This is a genomic window from Kribbella pratensis, from assembly GCF_004366075.1.
In the GTDB taxonomy this organism is placed as follows: Bacteria; Actinomycetota; Actinomycetes; order Propionibacteriales; family Kribbellaceae; genus Kribbella; species Kribbella pratensis.
The window spans coordinates 509,727-523,707 of sequence record NZ_SODU01000003.1 but is presented as its reverse complement, the minus strand read 5'-3'; the positions used below and the strand labels follow the sequence as shown (position 1 = coordinate 523,707).

Sequence of the window (13,981 nt, the reverse complement as noted above, 5' to 3'; positions counted from 1 at the left end):
AGCGGGGGAGGACCGGCGGACGACTGCACTCCACGGAGGGAGCGCCGGTCGAATCAGCTCCCGCCGTGGCGGCCAAGAAGGAGGAGACCCGAGAGCTTGCGCATGCCGAGCACCGTATCAACTCCTCAGACAAGCTGACAACCTGACCACCTCTAGACTGTCCTCCATGATTCGCCGTCATCCGCTCGCCGAGCAGGCAGCCGAGGAGTTGCTGCGCCGGATCGGGAGCGGTGAATGGGCCCTCGGCGCGAAGCTTCCCGGTGAGACCACGCTGGCCGCGCAGCTGGGCGTCGGCCGGTCCACGATCCGCGAGGCCGTGCGCGAACTGGCCGGCCGGCGGGTGCTGGAGAGCCGCCAGGGCGCGGGCGTGTTCGTGATCGCGCTACAGGCCGCCGAGGACTGGGACAAGGTGCTGCGGAAGGCCGACATCACCGACGTACTGGAAGGCCGGCTGGCGATCGAGACCGAGGGCGCCCGGCTGGCGGCGACCCGTCGTACGCCGGCCGACCTGAAGAACTTCCGCTACACGCTCGCGGATCGCCGACGGGCCGCCGTGAAGGCGCCCGACGACTGGTACATCGAGGCCGATCTCGCGTTCCACCGCGCGGTGGTGACGGCCGCGCACAACGCCGTACTCACGGAGTTGTTCGACACGTTCGTGCCGCGGATCCGGCGGGCGATGATCGACATGCTCAAGCTCGACGAGGAGCACCGGCATCGCCACGACCAGGCCGCCCACGAGGCGATCGCGGACGCCATCCGCGCCAAGGACCCGGACCTGGCCGCAGCGCGCTCCCGAGAGCACCTCAGCGCAGTACGCAGTTCGATGAACTAGTCCCGGTGCTGTTCGTGGAGTGAGCGCAGCCAGGGGGCGAGGGCGTCCAGGTCGCCGACGTGGTCCTGCGGAATCGAGATCGGTCGGGTACGACGGTCTGCCGGGTTGATCTGTACCGCGCGAGCCAGCGGCCATCCGGCCGGCTCGTCGATGCTGGTGATGCCCGACCACTGCAGGCTGCGGCCCCGGGTCACGCCCTCGGCGTCCACGGTGATGACCGGGCGGTTCGTGATCAGCTGCCACGCGGTCCAGCCGGTGCCGTAGACGAACGCCGCGAGGGCGGTCAGCCGCAGGACGCCGAGAGCGCCCGAGATCCCGTCCGTGCGCAGATGCTCGACGTTGGTCCAGGCCGACAACACCATCAGCAGACCGAACCCGACCAGCCGCACCGCGAGCCTGCTGCGGCGCGGCCGGAAGTTCACGCTGCCGTTGGACTCCAGTTCGGAGGTCCATGTTTCGGCCGACACCCTCAGGAACCCCATTTCTCCGTGTGCTCGGCCGCGGTCGGCGGGTCGGCGCCGTGCCGGGTACAGGTGATCGCCGCCGCCTTCACCGCGTAGTCCACGACGTCCCGCAGTTCCTCGGAGGTGAGTCCGGCCAGCCGCCGCTCGCCGAGCAACCCGCGCGCCAGCAGCCCCGCGATCAGCGCCGCCATCAGCGAGTCGCCGGCGCCCACGGTGTCGACCACCTCGATCGCCGGCGCCGGCACCTCTACCCGGACGCCCCGGCCGACGCCGAGCGCGCCGTGTCCGCCGCGTGTGATCACCACGCACTGCGTCCGGTCGGCGGTCAGCAGCTCCTCCGCGATGTCGTCGAGCGACACCCCGGGCCGGAAGAATTCGCAGTCCTCGTCGCTCAACTTCACCAGGTCAGAAAGGGCGGCAAGCTCTCGAACGGCGGACCATGCCACCACCGGATCGGGGGTGATCGCCGGCCGCGCGTTCGGGTCGAGCGTGACCGTCACCGGCTGGTCGGCCACTGACTTCAGGAACTCGCGAATCGCGGTCGCCCCGGGCTCGAGCATCATCGCGATCGACCCGGTATGGATCGCCGGGCAGCCCCGGGGCAGCGACAGCTCCGGCGGATCCCAGGTCATGTCGAACTTGTACGTCGCGACCCCGTCGGAATCCAGGGTCGCGGTGGCGGTGCTGGTCCGGAACCCCGGGTCCACTGTCCCGGGCGCGAGCTGGACGCCGTTCCCGAACAGGTGGGACCCGAGGAGATCGCCGTACGGATCGGTGCCGAAACGGGCCACCAGCTCGGTCGGCAGACCCATCCGGGCCAGGCCGACCGCGACGTTGGCGGCGAATCCGCCGGGGATCGCCTTGGCCTTGCCATTGCCGTTGCGGGCGGTCTTCGCTGCCGGCCCGACGATGTCCACGAGAGCCTCGCCGATGACGAGGACAGGTGTACTCATCGGGCGTGCTCGAAGTCGATGGCGGAGTACGCGCGGAGCTTCTCCAGCTGGTGGACGCTCTCGATGGAGCGGATCGTGCCGCTGCGGGAGCGCATGACGAGCGAGTGGGTGCGGGCCGTGGAGCGGCCGTAGCGGACCCCGCGGAGCAGTTCGCCGTCGGTGATGCCGGTCGCGACGAAGAAGCAGTCGTCACCGCTCACCAGGTCGTCGGTGTCGAGCACCTGGTCCAGGTCGTGCCCGGCGTCGAGCGCCTTCTGCCGTTCCGCGTCGTCCCGGGGCCAGAGCTTGCCCTGGATCTTCCCGCCCAGGCACTTCATCGCGCAGGCGGCGATGATGCCCTCCGGCGTACCGCCGATGCCGAGCAACATGTCCAGACCGGTGTCCGGGCGGGCAGCCTCGACCGCGCCCGCCACGTCGCCGTCGGAGATGAACTTGATCCGCGCGCCGGTGGCCCGGATCTGGGTGGCGAGCTCGTCGTGCCGCGGCCGGTCCAGCAGTACGACGGTGACGTCGTCGACCGAGCTGCCCTTCGCCTTCGCGACGCGGCGGATGTTCTCCGCGACCGGGAGCCGGATGTCGACCACCTCGGCGGCCTCCGGGCCGACGACGAGCTTCTCCATGTAGAAGACCGCGGACGGGTCGTACATCGAGTTCCGAGCGGAGACGGCCATCACCGCGATGCCGTTGTTCATGCCCTTCGCGACCAGCGTCGTACCGTCGACCGGGTCGACCGCGACGTCACACTCCGGGCCCTCGCCGGAACCGACCTGCTCGCCGTTGTACAGCATCGGGGCGTTGTCCTTCTCGCCCTCGCCGATCACCACCACGCCGTCCATGCCGACCGTGCCGATCAGCGTCCGCATCGCGTTCACCGCCGCGCCGTCGGCGCCGTTCTTGTCGCCGCGGCCGACCCAGCGGCCCGCCGCCATCGCCGCGGCCTCGGTGACCCGGACCAGTTCGAGGGCGAGGTTACGGTCGGGCGCGTGCGCATCGACCTCGAGATGGGCAGGTGGCGTGGTCGGGTCGGTCATGCTTTTGTTCGCTCGCTGCGCTCGCTCATGCCAACGGATCGTAGCCAACGGCCTTGGCCGCTGTTCGGGCGGATTGCACCTCGCGAGACACTGTGGTCATGAGTTCCACAGGTCAGGACGCTTCCGGCGACGCCGCCGCCCAGGAGAAGGCGGACGTGAAGGCACAGCAGCGGGCGCGGGAGCGGGCGCAGGTTCAGGCGGAGGCGAACGAGTACCGGCAGGCGTACCGGCGGGACAAGCGCAGGTCGCAGACCGTCGGGAACATGGTGTTCGCGCTGGTGATCTGCCTGGCCGTGGTCGCGTTCCTGATCACCGTCACGTGGCGCCCGAAGAAGGAGGCGCAGCCCAACCCGGTCGAGTACACCGCCCAGTTGCAGGACGCCCGGAAGGCCGCCGCCTGGGTCCGCGGGCCGGAGCCGATGCCGTCCGGGTGGACCGCGACCAGCGTGGAATTCCGCACCCCGCAGCAGGAGCCGATCACCTGGCATCTCGGAGTCGTGACGAACGAGAAGAAATACGTCGGCCTCGAGCAGTCCAATGTCACCGGCGGGAAATACGTCGCCGAGAAGCTCGGCCGGACCTCGGACGACGGTACGGCGTCGGTCGGTGGCGTGACCTGGCATCGCAAGGTGCTGCTCGACCGGAAGAACGAGAACGCCTTGCTCCTGGTGGGTTCCGGGGTGACGACGATCGTCGCCGGAAATGCCGGATATCCGGCGCTTGAAGCGTTCGCTTCGGTGCTGCGCTGAACATTTGTGCTGACCTGCGGTAACCACCGGACTGCCCATTTTCCGGTCAATTCCGACCACTTTCCGGACGGTCGTTGACACCTGCCCACGGCAAGGGGTTCGATCGAGGCTCGGCTTGCGTACGCTCGGGGACCAGCAGAAGGGTCGTCGAATGGTCACGCCGTCCCGGGCAGGGAGTTGACCCGCAGATGTTCATCACGGGGCTGTTGCTGGGCGCGGACAGTTCGCCGCATCTCGGATCTCCTTGGCAATTGCTGGCCTATCGCGGCGGCACATTGCTCGGCGCCGCGCTGCAGAGCGCGCGGGAATGCTCGTTCGACCAGTTGGTCGTGACGCTCGGCAGCGCGTCGGAGCAGGTCCACGACCGGATCGATCTCGACGGGGTGCGGGTGGTCGAGTCGCCGCACTCCGACACCGGTAGTTCGTCGATCGTGCCGGCCCTGGACGCGGTCGACCGGCGGGCCGACGGGATCGTCGTACTGCTCGGTGATCAGCCCGGGATCACGTCGGCGAGCGTCTGGTCGCTCGTCGCCGAGGCCTCCACCCCGATCGGTGTCAGCCGGTACGACGACGGCGAGAGCTACCCGTGCTGGTTCGGCCGCGAGCTCTTCGGCGAACTCCGCGGCCTCCGCAGCGACGCCGACCTCTGGGACCCGATCCGCGAAGGCACCCACCCCGTCACCCGAGTGGATGCCATCGGCAACATCCCGCCGCGCGCCACCACCTGGTCCGCCTACCACCAGCTCCTGGCCGGCGACCCCGCCTCGACCCACGATCTCCCCCTGGGCACCCACCTCCCCACCGGCCCCCACGCCCGCGGCCGACGCCGCACCTCCACCTGACCTCATCCCCGCGCGACCGCCACCAGTTCGCCTACTCGGCGCCGGCCAGGCGGAGGCCGATGACGCCGATGACGATCAGGGCGATACAGGCGAGGCGGATCGGGGTGATCGGCTCGTGGAACAGGACGATGCCGAGGATGACCACGCCGACCGAGCCGATGCCGGTCCAGATCGCGTACGCCGTACCGACCGGGAGGCGATCGAGTGTCTTCGCGAGCAGGGCGACCGAGATCACGCCGAACACCAGTACTCCGAGCGTCGGCCACAGCCGGCTGAAGCCCTCGCTCGGTTTCAGGCTGAGCGCGAACGCGATCTCGAACGCCGCCGCGGCGAGCAGGATGAGCCATGCCATCAGGCCGCCAGTGCTCCTCTCAGGTGCCGGTGCGTGACGGTCGCGACCCGCGCGCCGAGCGCGGCCGCGGTCCGCAGGTCGGTGGCCGGCGGCGCCTTCTCCGCGGACAGGTCCGCGTCGGACTGCGCCATCGCGCCGAGCCAGCTGCCGAGCCGGTTGAGGTCCTCGATGCTCGCCGTACTGTCCGCCCAGCCCGGGTAGATGTCCAGGCCGACCCAGATCATCCCGTGCTGCGCGGCGAACACGGCCAGGTCGACCAGGCTGTTCAGCTTGTCGCCGGACATCGCCTTCGAGTTGGTGAACCCGGCCGCGATCTTGTCGCGCCAGCCGAGGTCGGCCGCCCAGATCCGCACGCTCTCCTCAGCGAACTTCTTGAACACCCAACTCGGGCTCCCCATGTACGTCGGTGCGCCGAAGATGATCGCGTCGGCGGCCGTCAGCCGCTCCCACACGTCCTCGGTCAGCTCGTCCAGCGGCACCAGATCGGTCGTCGTCTCCGGTACCGACGCGGCGCCTGCGGCCACCGCCTCGGCCTGCTTCGCGGTGTGCCCGTAGCCCGAGTGGTAGGCGATCGCGATCCGAGCGTTGCTCATGTCTTCTTCCTCCAGAGTCTTTAGCGGACTACAGTCCGTCTTATGAACGACAGTACCGGACCACGGTCCGCTTTACAACGGAGTCTTCCGGTCGTGGGGGAGCCGCGGCCGGAGCGGGCGGATGCGCGACGCAATCGGCTCCGGGTGCTGGAGGCTGCCGACCGGCTGTTCACCGAGCGCGGCGTGAAGAACGTCTCGCTGGATGCGATCGCCGCGGAGGCGGGCGTCGGGAAGGGGACCGTGTTCCGGCGGTTCGGCGATCGCGCCGGCCTGGCGGTCGCGCTGCTCGACGAGCGCGAGCAGGAGCTCCAGGCGAAGATCATCAGCGGGCCTCCGCCGCTCGGGCCGGGTGCGCCGCCCGACGTACGGGTGCTGGCGTTCCTCGACGCGTACCTCGACCTACTCGATCGGCACGTCGCCCTGTTCATGGACAGTGAGAACGCCTCGGACGGCGCGCGCTACCGCATCGGCTCGTACCACCTCTGGCACCGCCACCTGTCCCACCTGCTCGAAGCCGCGCGCCCTGATCTGGACGCGGACTACACGGCTCACGTGTTACTGGCACCGCTAGCAGCCGACCTGCACAACGCCCTCTGCGAACAGGGGTACGACCTCAACCGCATGAAAACCGGCCTCCGAGCGGTAGCGACAAGCCTGTTGTCCGCGTGATTGACCGTGGTGGATGTGCAGAAGGACAGGTAGTGCACCGGTGAGACGCCGTACGCGCGAACCCCGCCACGCTCAGGTGCACTAGGGCCGGCTCTAGTACCTCCTGTTCTTACGCACACCTGCCAGGGGTGCGGTCAGCCTGATCTCGGGGAGGTTGCCGAGCGAGGAGTGGGTGCGGTCGGGCGTTTCCGTGAAGCCGTAGCGGGTGTAGAAGCGGCGCGCGCGGATGTTTGCCTCGAGCACCCAAAGGCGGACTGTGGTGCAGCCGGCGTCGCGGAGGTCGGTGCAGGCGGCGTCGGTCAGGGCGCGGCCGGCGCCGGTTCCCCAGTGGTCGGGGTGGACGAAGAGCGCATACAGCTCGCCTGTGTTCGGTGGTGCTTCGGCGTCACGCTCCGGGCCCACCCCGGCGTACCCGATCACGTGCTCATCCGCGATTGCGACGTACAGGCGGGACCGTCCGGCAGCGATGCTGTCCGCCCAGGAGGAGGCGATCGAGGCCGGGTCCATGGAGTCCAGGAAGTCCTGCGGGACCAGGCCGGTGAACGCGGCTCGCCAGCTTGCCACGCGGGCTTCGGCGGCCCCGAGCAGATCCTCCGGCCGCGCCGGTCGAGTCACGAGGCTGCCGGGCGGGACGAGCGGTCCGGGCTGGATAGGCGGTCCGGGCTGGGCAGGCGGTCCGGGCGGGCCGGGCATCGGTTCCGCGGTGGTCAGTTGGGCTTTTCCTCGTGGGCGGCTTGGGCCTTGGCGAGGCGTTCGCGGGCGCCGTCCAGCCAGCGTTGGCAGGTGCCGGCGAGTTCTTCGCCGCGTTCCCACAGGGCGAGGGATTCCTCGAGGCTGGTGCCGCCGGCCTCGAGTTTGCGGACCACGTCGACGAGCTCCTCGCGGGCCTGCTCGTAGGTCATCTCGGGTCGGTCGCCGCTCACTTGTCCTCCTCGGACTTGACTTCGACCGCGAAGCGGCCGTCACTGACCCGCGCCTGCAGCAGGTCACCCGGCGCCACCTGCGCCACTTCCCGTACGGCGGTGCCGTCGGCCAACTGGAGTACGGAGTACCCGCGCTCGAGCGTCGCCTTCGGGGACAACGCCCGCACGCTCGCCAACCGGTGCGCGATGTCGTCGCTCGCCCGGTCGAGCCGATGCGTGAGCGTACGCCGGCTGCGCTCGACCAGCGCCGTGATCTCGTCGGACCGCCGCTGCAGGTCCGACACCGGCGCCGCCAGTGCCGGCCGCGAACGGATCGCCGCCAGTGCGTGCGCCTCGCGATCCAGCCAGGACCGGATCGCTCGTAGGCCGCGCTCGCGCAACTGCCGTACGCCGTCCAGCTCCTCGCGGACGTCCGGCACGATCCGCTTCGCCGCGTCGGTCGGTGTCGACGCCCGGAGGTCCGCGACCAGGTCGAGCAGCGGCGAGTCCGGCTCGTGCCCGATCGCGCTCACCACCGGCGTACCCGTCTTGGACACCGCCCGGATCAGACCCTCGTCGGAGAACGGCAGCAGATCCTCCAGCGACCCGCCGCCGCGCGCGATCACGATCACCTCGACCGCGTCGTCGGCGTCCAGCTTCCGCAGCGCGGTCATCACCTCACCGGCCGCCGACGGGCCCTGCACCGACGCGTACTCGATCCGGAACGCGACCGCCGGCCAGCGCCGCTTCGCGTTCTCCAGTACGTCGCGCTCAGCCGCGGAGTCGCGTCCGCAGATCAGCCCGATCGTGTGCGGGAGGAATGGCAGCTTCTTCTTCCGGTAGGGCTCGAAGAGGCCCTCGGCCGCGAGCAGCTGCTTCAGCCGCTCGATCCGGGCCAGCAGCTCGCCGATCCCGACGTGGCGGATCTCGTTGACGGCCAGGGCGAGCGTGCCGCGGCGGGCGAAGAAGTTCGGTTTGGCGTGCACCAGCACCCGCGAGCCGTCGCGGACCTCGACCGCCTCGAACACCCGCCGGTTGCAGGTGAATCGCAACGAGATGTCCGCGTCGGTGTCGCGCAGGGTCCCGAAGACCGTCGTCGTACCGCGCCCGATCGAGACGTCCGTCAGTTGCCCCTCGACCCACACGGCACCGAGCTGGTTGATCCAGCTCGCGATCCCGTTCGCGATCGTCCGCACGGCCGCAGGCGCTTCCGGCGAGGTCTCCAAAGCCACCCCCAGACCCTACGACCCCGCACCGACATTCCCTAACGTTGAGTAATGCGCCTGCTCCTGCTGCTGGATTTCGACGGTCCGCTCAACCCGCACCGGGCCGTGGGGGTGCCGCCGGGGTACGAGCGGCACGAGATCGTTGAGGGTGCGAGGACCTGGCGGGTTCTGCTCAATCCGCTGCACGGGGTGGAGCTCAACGCGCTCGCGGACAGTTTCGAGCTGGTGTGGGCCAGTAGCTGGGAGCACGGCGCCAATCGTCTGCTCGGGCCCCTACTCGGGCTGCCTGAGCTGCCGACGATTCTCTGGCCCGATCGCACGCCGGTACGCCGGGGTTCCTGGAAATCGCCGTACGTCGCGGACTGGGTCGGTGATCGTCCGTTTGCCTGGGTGGACGACGAGGTGGGGGAGACCGAGCGAACCCGGTTCCCCGGTGCGCATCAGCTGATTCATCCGGCCGACGCGCGGGTCGGTCTGACCGCTGCGGACTTCGGGACGCTGCGGGCGTGGGCGTCCGGAAAATCCTTTGCGCACAAGGCGTTTCCAGGTGATTCTTGACGTGCTGGTAACACCTCCCACGGAGGAGCCGTCCGGACAGGGCGGACGGCTCCCCGATGTACGTTCGTCGTGACATGGCTCACGGTGCTGGATCCGGGCGTGTGCACGGCGGCCCGTACCATGGGGACCGTGACCTCTCAGCCTGACGACACCGGTGCGACGACCGCGACGAAGACGAAGCGGGTGCTGCTTGCGGCGCCCCGTGGGTACTGCGCGGGTGTCGACCGGGCCGTGGTGGCGGTGGAGAAGGCGCTCGACCTGTACGGGCCGCCGGTGTACGTGCGCAAGGAGATCGTGCACAACAAGTACGTCGTACAGACGCTGCAGAAGCGTGGTGCGATCTTCGTCGACGAGACCGACGAAGTACCCGAGGGCGAGACGGTCATCTTCTCCGCGCACGGCGTCGCCCCGGTGGTGCACGAGGAGGCGGCCGCGCGGCAGCTGAAGACCATCGACGCGACCTGCCCGCTGGTCACCAAGGTGCACCACGAGGCGAAGCGGTTCGCCGCGACCGACTACGACATCCTGCTGATCGGCCACGAGGGCCACGAGGAGGTCATCGGCACCTCCGGCGAGGCCCCGGAGCACGTCACGCTCGTCGACGGTCCGGACGACGTACCGAATGTCACCGTCCGTGACCCGGAGAAGGTCGTCTGGCTGTCCCAGACCACGCTGTCGGTCGACGAGACGATGGAGACGGTACGGCGGTTGCGCGAGCGGTTCCCGCACCTCCAGGACCCGCCGAGCGACGATATCTGCTACGCCACCCAGAACCGCCAGGCCGCGGTCAAGAAGCTCGCCGCGGAAGCCGACCTGATGCTCGTGGTCGGCTCCCGGAACTCGTCGAACTCGGTGCGCCTGGTCGAGGTCGCGATCGAGCACGGCGCGAGGGCCGGCTACCTGGTCGACTACGCCGAGGAGATCGACGAGGCCTGGCTGGAGGGCGTCGACTCGGTCGGTGTCAGCAGTGGCGCGAGCGTGCCGGAGGTGCTGGTCCGCGACGTCCTGCGCTGGCTCGCCGAGCGCGGGTACGGCGACGTACAGGAGGTCACCACCGCGGAGGAGAGCCTGACGTTCGCCCTCCCGCGCGACCTCCGCACCGACCTGAAGGCAGCCGGCCTCCCCACCACCGGCACCTCCGACCACGCCTGGACTATTTGACCGTCACCTTCACGGTCTTGGTGGTCGTGAACGCACTGTTCTTGGCGTTGCAGTACCGCACTTCATAGCGCAGTGTGTACGTGCCCGGCTGCGCGTAGGTATGCGTCTCGATCGAGTACGTCTCACGACCGGTCTTCCGCGTCGTGCCTCCACACCCAGGCGAACCGCCGTCCGAACCGCCCTGCGTGCCGTCGCCCCAGTAGTAGTTCGTTCCGCCGGAGAGGTTGAGGAACGAGGTGTCGGCGGGCAGGTTCCGTCCGTTCTCCGTGGGAACGATGACGGTGCCCGAGAGCGTCACCTTCACCGAGACCGTGCGGCCGGTGACGGTCGGCTTGAGTACGACGTCGACCGCAATCGGCCGAACCGGCGGAGGCGTGTTCTTGGTGCCTCCCGTTGTCGTCGTACCGGTCGGCCGCTCAGTGCTTCTCGGCGTCCCGGTGGTTGTCCCCGTGGTCGTCCCGGTGGTCGTCCCGGTTGTCGTGCCGGTTGTGGTGCCCGTCGTGGTGCTGGTCGCGCCGGTCGAGGCCGGTGGCGTCGCTGACGGCGTACTGGTCGGCGGGCCGGTGACGATCGTCACGGGTGCGCTCGGGGTGTTCGTGATCGGCGGACTGCTGTTGACGTCCGCGAGGTTGCCAGCGGCAACAGCGACGGCGACCACCGCGGCCGCGGCCAGGGTCAGTGCGCCGGCCGTACGACGGCGCCGGGCGGTCCGGACCCGGGCGAACACGGACTCGCTCGGCATCGCGGTGGGCGGCGGCGGGTCGGCGACCAGTCGCTCGAACTGCTGCTTGAGATCGTCGGTCATTGGTCAGCCCTCCTTCTGGGCCGGAGCGGAAACGGCGGCGACCAGGTGGTGTTCGCGGAGCTTGGCCAGTCCGCGGGAGACGTTCGACTTCACGGTGCCGACCGAGCAGCCCATGATCTGGGCGATCTCGGCCTCCGGAAGGTCCTCGAAGTACCGCAGGACCAGCGTCGCGCGCGTCCTGCGGGGGAGTCCGGCGAGTGCCCGCAGCAACAGGTCACGGTCGTCGACCGAGCCGTACTGCTCGCGCGCCTGCGGCTCCGGCAACTGTTCGGTCGGCGTCTCCCCGCGCCACTTCCGGCGCCACCACTGCGTGCTGGTGTTCACCATCACAGTCCGGGTGTAGCTCTCCAGCGCGCTGCTGCTGCGCAACGAGTTCCGGTGGAACCACACCTTCGTCAGTGCGGTTTGCACCAGGTCCTCGGCCAGGTGCCATTCACCGGTCAGCAGGTAGCCGAACTTCTGCAGTGCGGTGAATCGCCCGTCCACGAACTCAGCGAATTCGTGGTCGCGTCCTGGATCCATTCCAACCCCCATCTCACTCAACTCGGTCAGCCTTGAGATGGCGTGACCCGAAGGAAAGGTTGAGCAGTGAGCTGGATGATCTCAGGCGAGTTCGTCGTACGCCGCTTGGGCCTTGGTGATCGCGGGCACATGGGTCTCCGCCCAGTCGGTGATCACGCTGATCGGCTCGATCAGGGACGCGCCCATTGGGGTCAGGGTGTAGACGACCCGTGGCGGGATCTCCGGGTAGACCTCGCGGGTGATCAGGCCGTCGCGCTCCATCCGGCGCAGGGTCTGGGTGAGGACCTTGGGTGCGACCCGGCCGATGCCGTCGCGGAGCTCGGTGAAGCGGAGCGGGCCGCTGCGCAGGCTCAGGACGACGAGCACCGTCCACTTGTCGCCGATCCGGTCCAGGATCGTGCGGGTCGGGCAGTTCGGGTCGAACGCGTTGCCTTTGGTTACCACAAGGTACTTATAGCACGTTGAAGTAGCCAGTTACCAATGGATACCGTCGAGGTCAGGTCAAGAGACAAGGAGCAGAGATGAAGATCGCGGTGTTCGGCGCGAGTGGGATGGTCGGCAGCCGGGTGGCGGCCGAGGCGGTCAGCCGTGGGCACGAGGTGGCCGGCGTGACCCGCTCCGGCGGCGAACTGCCGGACGGCGTCCGCGCGGTGCAGGGGAGTGCGAACGACGCCGCGGTGGTCAAGGAGCTGGCGGTGGACTCGGACGTGCTGGTTGCGGCGATCGGGCCGAGCCGGACCGGCGGCGACCACCAGGAGTACCTGGACGCGGTCGACAACCTGATCGCCGCGGTGCGGGGGACGGCGACCCGGCTGCTCGTGGTTGGTGGCGCCGGCAGCCTGGTTGTCAACGGCAACCGGGTGGTGGACGGCCCGGACTTCCCGGCCGAGTACAAGGGCGAGTCGTTGACCGTCTCGCAGGCGCTCGAGAACCTGCGCGCGAGCGACGTGAACTGGACCATGCTGTCCCCGGCCTTCGTGATCGCCCCCGGCGAGCGCACCGGCGTCTTCCGCCTGGGCCAGGACGAGCCCGTCGGCGACCACATCTCCGCCGAGGACTACGCGGTAGCCCTGATCAACGAGGTGGAAACCCCCGCCCACAACGGCCGCCGCTTCACGCTCGGCTACTGACTGGGGATAGGCGTTGGGGACTGGGAACTGGCTATTGCCTATGCCCAGTCACCGGAGGGTGTTCCCGCTTCAGGTGCTGAGCGACTTGCCGAGGTAGCCGCGGGCGAGCATCGTGACCCATTGGTAGACGGCGTCCTCGGCGGGTGCGAGCGGGCCGGGGCGGAAGTGCGGGGACTCGGCGCCGCGTTGGACCGACTCGCAGGCGGCCCAGTCCTCGCGGTTCGTGATGTCCCAGAACTCCACGGCGTACGACGGGTCCGTCACCTCGGGCCGGAAGTACCAGGAGCACTCGATCGCGGTCAGGCCCGGGGTGCGCGGTTCGAGGCGATGGGTCATCACATAGTCGGGGTGCAGTGAGATCAGCAGGTTCGGGAACAGGCCGAGGTAGTTGACCTGGCGCGGGTCTACGCCGGCAATCGGGACCCCGAGTGACCGGCCGTCGAGCGACATCGTCTCGGCGTCCGGTCGCAGGTCCATCAGTCCGCCGACCCACGCGCCGGGCAGGTTCCAGTTGTCGCCCGAGGTCGGCGGCGACACCTTGCACAGCTCGGGATGGATCAGCGGGCAGTGGTAGCACTCGTGGTAGTTCTCCACGATCGTCTTCCAGTTCGCCGCCACCTCGTACGCGTGTCGCGCCTTCAGAACAAGGGTTTCCGGCGCGTACGGCGCGACGAGGTCGGTGATCCCGCCGAGATGGTCCTCGAACGCCGCCGCCGTACCGGTCGCATTCACGAACAGCCAACCGTGCCACACCGCCACCGGCAGTTCGACGAGCCCGTACGGCGAGGTGTCGAAGGACTCGCCCATCCGCGGCGCCGCCTTCACCGACCCGTCGAGCCCGTACGACCACCCGTGGTAGGGGCAGACCACGGCCCGACGGTCACTCGTCTCGTCCCGGCGGAGCAGCTCGTGACCGCGATGGCGGCACGTGTTCGCGAACGCCCGCGGTACGTCGCCGAACGTGACGACGGTCGCGATGTCGCCGACGGTCACCTCGCGGTACGTCGTACCGTCGGACAGCTCGTCGACGCGGCCGAGGCACGTCCAGGTGCCGGCGAAGAAGTGCCGGCGCTCCCAGGCGAGCACCTCCGGATCGACGTACGCCGCCCGCGGCAACATGACCGATTCACCATGCGGCCGCAGCGAGGCTTCCAGGGCGCGCGCGTCAACGGGAGGGTTCGCCATCCCT

The 13,981-nt window shown here is 69.3% G+C and carries 19 protein-coding genes; 7 read left to right on the top strand and 12 right to left on the bottom strand.

Annotation, left to right across the window (positions count from 1 at the left end):
- The first annotated feature begins 166 nt into the window (after window positions 1-166).
- Window positions 167-835, top strand: a complete 669-nt coding sequence (locus EV137_RS26610) for a FadR/GntR family transcriptional regulator (protein WP_238175567.1) — start codon at window positions 167-169, stop codon at window positions 833-835.
- On the opposite strand, the gene EV137_RS26605 is transcribed toward EV137_RS26610, so the two are convergent.
- Genes EV137_RS26605 through glpX form a run of 3 tightly spaced genes read right to left on the bottom strand, consistent with a single transcriptional unit; the run spans window position 832 to window position 3,283 of the window.
- Window positions 832-1,317, bottom strand: a complete 486-nt coding sequence (locus EV137_RS26605; protein ID WP_134131221.1) for a hypothetical protein — start codon at window positions 1,315-1,317, stop codon at window positions 832-834. The two genes, EV137_RS26610 and EV137_RS26605, sit on opposite strands and share 4 nt — an antisense overlap.
- Window positions 1,305-2,252, bottom strand: a complete 948-nt coding sequence (locus tag EV137_RS26600) for a carbohydrate kinase family protein (RefSeq protein ID WP_134131220.1) — start codon at window positions 2,250-2,252, stop codon at window positions 1,305-1,307. The genes EV137_RS26605 and EV137_RS26600 overlap by 13 nt, the downstream gene beginning before the upstream one ends.
- The gene (gene glpX / locus EV137_RS26595) at window positions 2,249-3,283 is read right to left on the bottom strand and encodes a class II fructose-bisphosphatase (protein ID WP_134131219.1); all 1,035 of its coding nucleotides are present in this window, start codon (window positions 3,281-3,283) and stop codon (window positions 2,249-2,251) included. Before glpX ends, EV137_RS26600 begins: the two co-directional genes overlap by 4 nt.
- Window positions 3,284-3,381: 98 nt before the next feature.
- Here glpX and EV137_RS26590 point away from each other — a divergent pair, with 98 nt between their 5' ends.
- Together EV137_RS26590 and EV137_RS26585 are read left to right on the top strand one after the other, a co-directional pair.
- Window positions 3,382-4,032 (top strand): DUF4245 domain-containing protein, encoded by a 651-nt coding sequence (locus EV137_RS26590; protein ID WP_134131218.1) that lies wholly within the window; start codon window positions 3,382-3,384, stop codon window positions 4,030-4,032.
- 188 nt (window positions 4,033-4,220) lie between these two features.
- Window positions 4,221-4,874: a nucleotidyltransferase family protein gene (locus EV137_RS26585; protein WP_134006690.1), complete on the top strand. Its 654-nt coding sequence runs from the start codon at window positions 4,221-4,223 to the stop codon at window positions 4,872-4,874.
- A 31-nt stretch (window positions 4,875-4,905) separates the two neighbouring features.
- Here the strand turns inward: EV137_RS26585 and EV137_RS26580 are convergent, their stop codons facing one another.
- Complete coding sequence (locus EV137_RS26580; protein ID WP_134006692.1) at window positions 4,906-5,226, bottom strand: DMT family transporter; 321 nt, start codon at window positions 5,224-5,226, stop codon at window positions 4,906-4,908.
- Window positions 5,226-5,819: a flavodoxin family protein gene (locus EV137_RS26575; RefSeq protein ID WP_133783117.1), complete on the bottom strand. Its 594-nt coding sequence runs from the start codon at window positions 5,817-5,819 to the stop codon at window positions 5,226-5,228. Before EV137_RS26575 ends, EV137_RS26580 begins: the two co-directional genes overlap by 1 nt.
- A 93-nt stretch (window positions 5,820-5,912) precedes the next feature.
- Between EV137_RS26575 and EV137_RS26570 the strand changes: the two genes are divergently transcribed.
- Window positions 5,913-6,488 carry a TetR/AcrR family transcriptional regulator gene (locus tag EV137_RS26570; RefSeq protein WP_238175566.1) on the top strand — a complete coding sequence of 192 codons (576 nt, stop codon included), beginning with the start codon at window positions 5,913-5,915 and terminating at the stop codon, window positions 6,486-6,488.
- A 93-nt stretch (window positions 6,489-6,581) separates the two neighbouring features.
- Here the strand turns inward: EV137_RS26570 and EV137_RS26565 are convergent, their stop codons facing one another.
- From EV137_RS26565 to xseA, 3 genes are all read right to left on the bottom strand, one after another.
- Window positions 6,582-7,103 (bottom strand): GNAT family N-acetyltransferase, encoded by a 522-nt coding sequence (locus EV137_RS26565; RefSeq protein ID WP_166680024.1) that lies wholly within the window; start codon window positions 7,101-7,103, stop codon window positions 6,582-6,584.
- 92 nt (window positions 7,104-7,195) lie between these two features.
- Complete coding sequence (locus tag EV137_RS26560) at window positions 7,196-7,390, bottom strand: exodeoxyribonuclease VII small subunit (protein WP_133783368.1); 195 nt, start codon at window positions 7,388-7,390, stop codon at window positions 7,196-7,198.
- A 17-nt stretch (window positions 7,391-7,407) separates the two neighbouring features.
- The gene (gene xseA, locus EV137_RS26555) at window positions 7,408-8,622 is read right to left on the bottom strand and encodes an exodeoxyribonuclease VII large subunit (RefSeq protein ID WP_134006697.1); all 1,215 of its coding nucleotides are present in this window, start codon (window positions 8,620-8,622) and stop codon (window positions 7,408-7,410) included.
- A gap of 45 nt (window positions 8,623-8,667) precedes the next feature.
- On the opposite strand from xseA, the gene EV137_RS26550 reads away from it, so the two are divergent.
- Window positions 8,668-9,174, top strand: a complete 507-nt coding sequence (locus EV137_RS26550; RefSeq protein WP_134131216.1) for an HAD domain-containing protein — start codon at window positions 8,668-8,670, stop codon at window positions 9,172-9,174.
- 120 nt (window positions 9,175-9,294) lie between these two features.
- Complete coding sequence (locus tag EV137_RS26545) at window positions 9,295-10,335, top strand: 4-hydroxy-3-methylbut-2-enyl diphosphate reductase (protein WP_134131937.1); 1,041 nt, start codon at window positions 9,295-9,297, stop codon at window positions 10,333-10,335.
- On the opposite strand, the gene EV137_RS26540 is transcribed toward EV137_RS26545, so the two are convergent.
- From EV137_RS26540 to EV137_RS26530, 3 genes are all read right to left on the bottom strand, one after another.
- Entirely contained in the window at window positions 10,328-11,140 is an 813-nt protein-coding gene (locus tag EV137_RS26540) for a hypothetical protein (protein WP_134131215.1), read from the bottom strand. The genes EV137_RS26545 and EV137_RS26540 overlap by 8 nt on opposite strands.
- A gap of 3 nt (window positions 11,141-11,143) precedes the next feature.
- Entirely contained in the window at window positions 11,144-11,662 is a 519-nt protein-coding gene (locus EV137_RS26535) for a SigE family RNA polymerase sigma factor (protein ID WP_134006703.1), read from the bottom strand.
- An 81-nt stretch (window positions 11,663-11,743) separates the two neighbouring features.
- Window positions 11,744-12,106: a winged helix-turn-helix transcriptional regulator gene (locus tag EV137_RS26530; RefSeq protein WP_134006705.1), complete on the bottom strand. Its 363-nt coding sequence runs from the start codon at window positions 12,104-12,106 to the stop codon at window positions 11,744-11,746.
- 77 nt (window positions 12,107-12,183) lie between these two features.
- Between EV137_RS26530 and EV137_RS26525 the strand changes: the two genes are divergently transcribed.
- Window positions 12,184-12,792 (top strand): NAD(P)-dependent oxidoreductase, encoded by a 609-nt coding sequence (locus tag EV137_RS26525; RefSeq protein ID WP_134131214.1) that lies wholly within the window; start codon window positions 12,184-12,186, stop codon window positions 12,790-12,792.
- 69 nt (window positions 12,793-12,861) lie between these two features.
- Here EV137_RS26525 and EV137_RS26520 read toward each other — a convergent pair whose 3' ends face one another.
- On the bottom strand, window positions 12,862-13,977 hold the full coding sequence (locus EV137_RS26520) for an aromatic ring-hydroxylating oxygenase subunit alpha (protein WP_134131213.1): 1,116 nt from the start codon (window positions 13,975-13,977) through the stop codon (window positions 12,862-12,864).
- Window positions 13,978-13,981: the final 4 nt, after the last annotated feature.

What these genes read in the sequence shown, in the direction of transcription:
- EV137_RS26610 (WP_238175567.1), top strand. Translation starts at nt 167, where the DNA reads ATGATTCGCCGTCATCCGCTCGCCGAGCAGGCAGCCGAGGAGTTGCTG.
- EV137_RS26605 (WP_134131221.1), bottom strand. Translation starts at nt 1,317, where the DNA reads ATGGGGTTCCTGAGGGTGTCGGCCGAAACATGGACCTCCGAACTGGAG.
- EV137_RS26600 (WP_134131220.1), bottom strand. Translation starts at nt 2,252, where the DNA reads ATGAGTACACCTGTCCTCGTCATCGGCGAGGCTCTCGTGGACATCGTC.
- glpX (WP_134131219.1), bottom strand. Translation starts at nt 3,283, where the DNA reads ATGACCGACCCGACCACGCCACCTGCCCATCTCGAGGTCGATGCGCAC.
- EV137_RS26590 (WP_134131218.1), top strand. Translation starts at nt 3,382, where the DNA reads ATGAGTTCCACAGGTCAGGACGCTTCCGGCGACGCCGCCGCCCAGGAG.
- EV137_RS26585 (WP_134006690.1), top strand. Translation starts at nt 4,221, where the DNA reads ATGTTCATCACGGGGCTGTTGCTGGGCGCGGACAGTTCGCCGCATCTC.
- EV137_RS26580 (WP_134006692.1), bottom strand. Translation starts at nt 5,226, where the DNA reads ATGGCATGGCTCATCCTGCTCGCCGCGGCGGCGTTCGAGATCGCGTTC.
- EV137_RS26575 (WP_133783117.1), bottom strand. Translation starts at nt 5,819, where the DNA reads ATGAGCAACGCTCGGATCGCGATCGCCTACCACTCGGGCTACGGGCAC.
- EV137_RS26560 (WP_133783368.1), bottom strand. Translation starts at nt 7,390, where the DNA reads ATGACCTACGAGCAGGCCCGCGAGGAGCTCGTCGACGTGGTCCGCAAA.
- EV137_RS26550 (WP_134131216.1), top strand. Translation starts at nt 8,668, where the DNA reads ATGCGCCTGCTCCTGCTGCTGGATTTCGACGGTCCGCTCAACCCGCAC.
- EV137_RS26545 (WP_134131937.1), top strand. Translation starts at nt 9,295, where the DNA reads ATGGGGACCGTGACCTCTCAGCCTGACGACACCGGTGCGACGACCGCG.
- EV137_RS26540 (WP_134131215.1), bottom strand. Translation starts at nt 11,140, where the DNA reads ATGACCGACGATCTCAAGCAGCAGTTCGAGCGACTGGTCGCCGACCCG.
- EV137_RS26535 (WP_134006703.1), bottom strand. Translation starts at nt 11,662, where the DNA reads ATGGATCCAGGACGCGACCACGAATTCGCTGAGTTCGTGGACGGGCGA.
- EV137_RS26525 (WP_134131214.1), top strand. Translation starts at nt 12,184, where the DNA reads ATGAAGATCGCGGTGTTCGGCGCGAGTGGGATGGTCGGCAGCCGGGTG.
- EV137_RS26520 (WP_134131213.1), bottom strand. Translation starts at nt 13,977, where the DNA reads ATGGCGAACCCTCCCGTTGACGCGCGCGCCCTGGAAGCCTCGCTGCGG.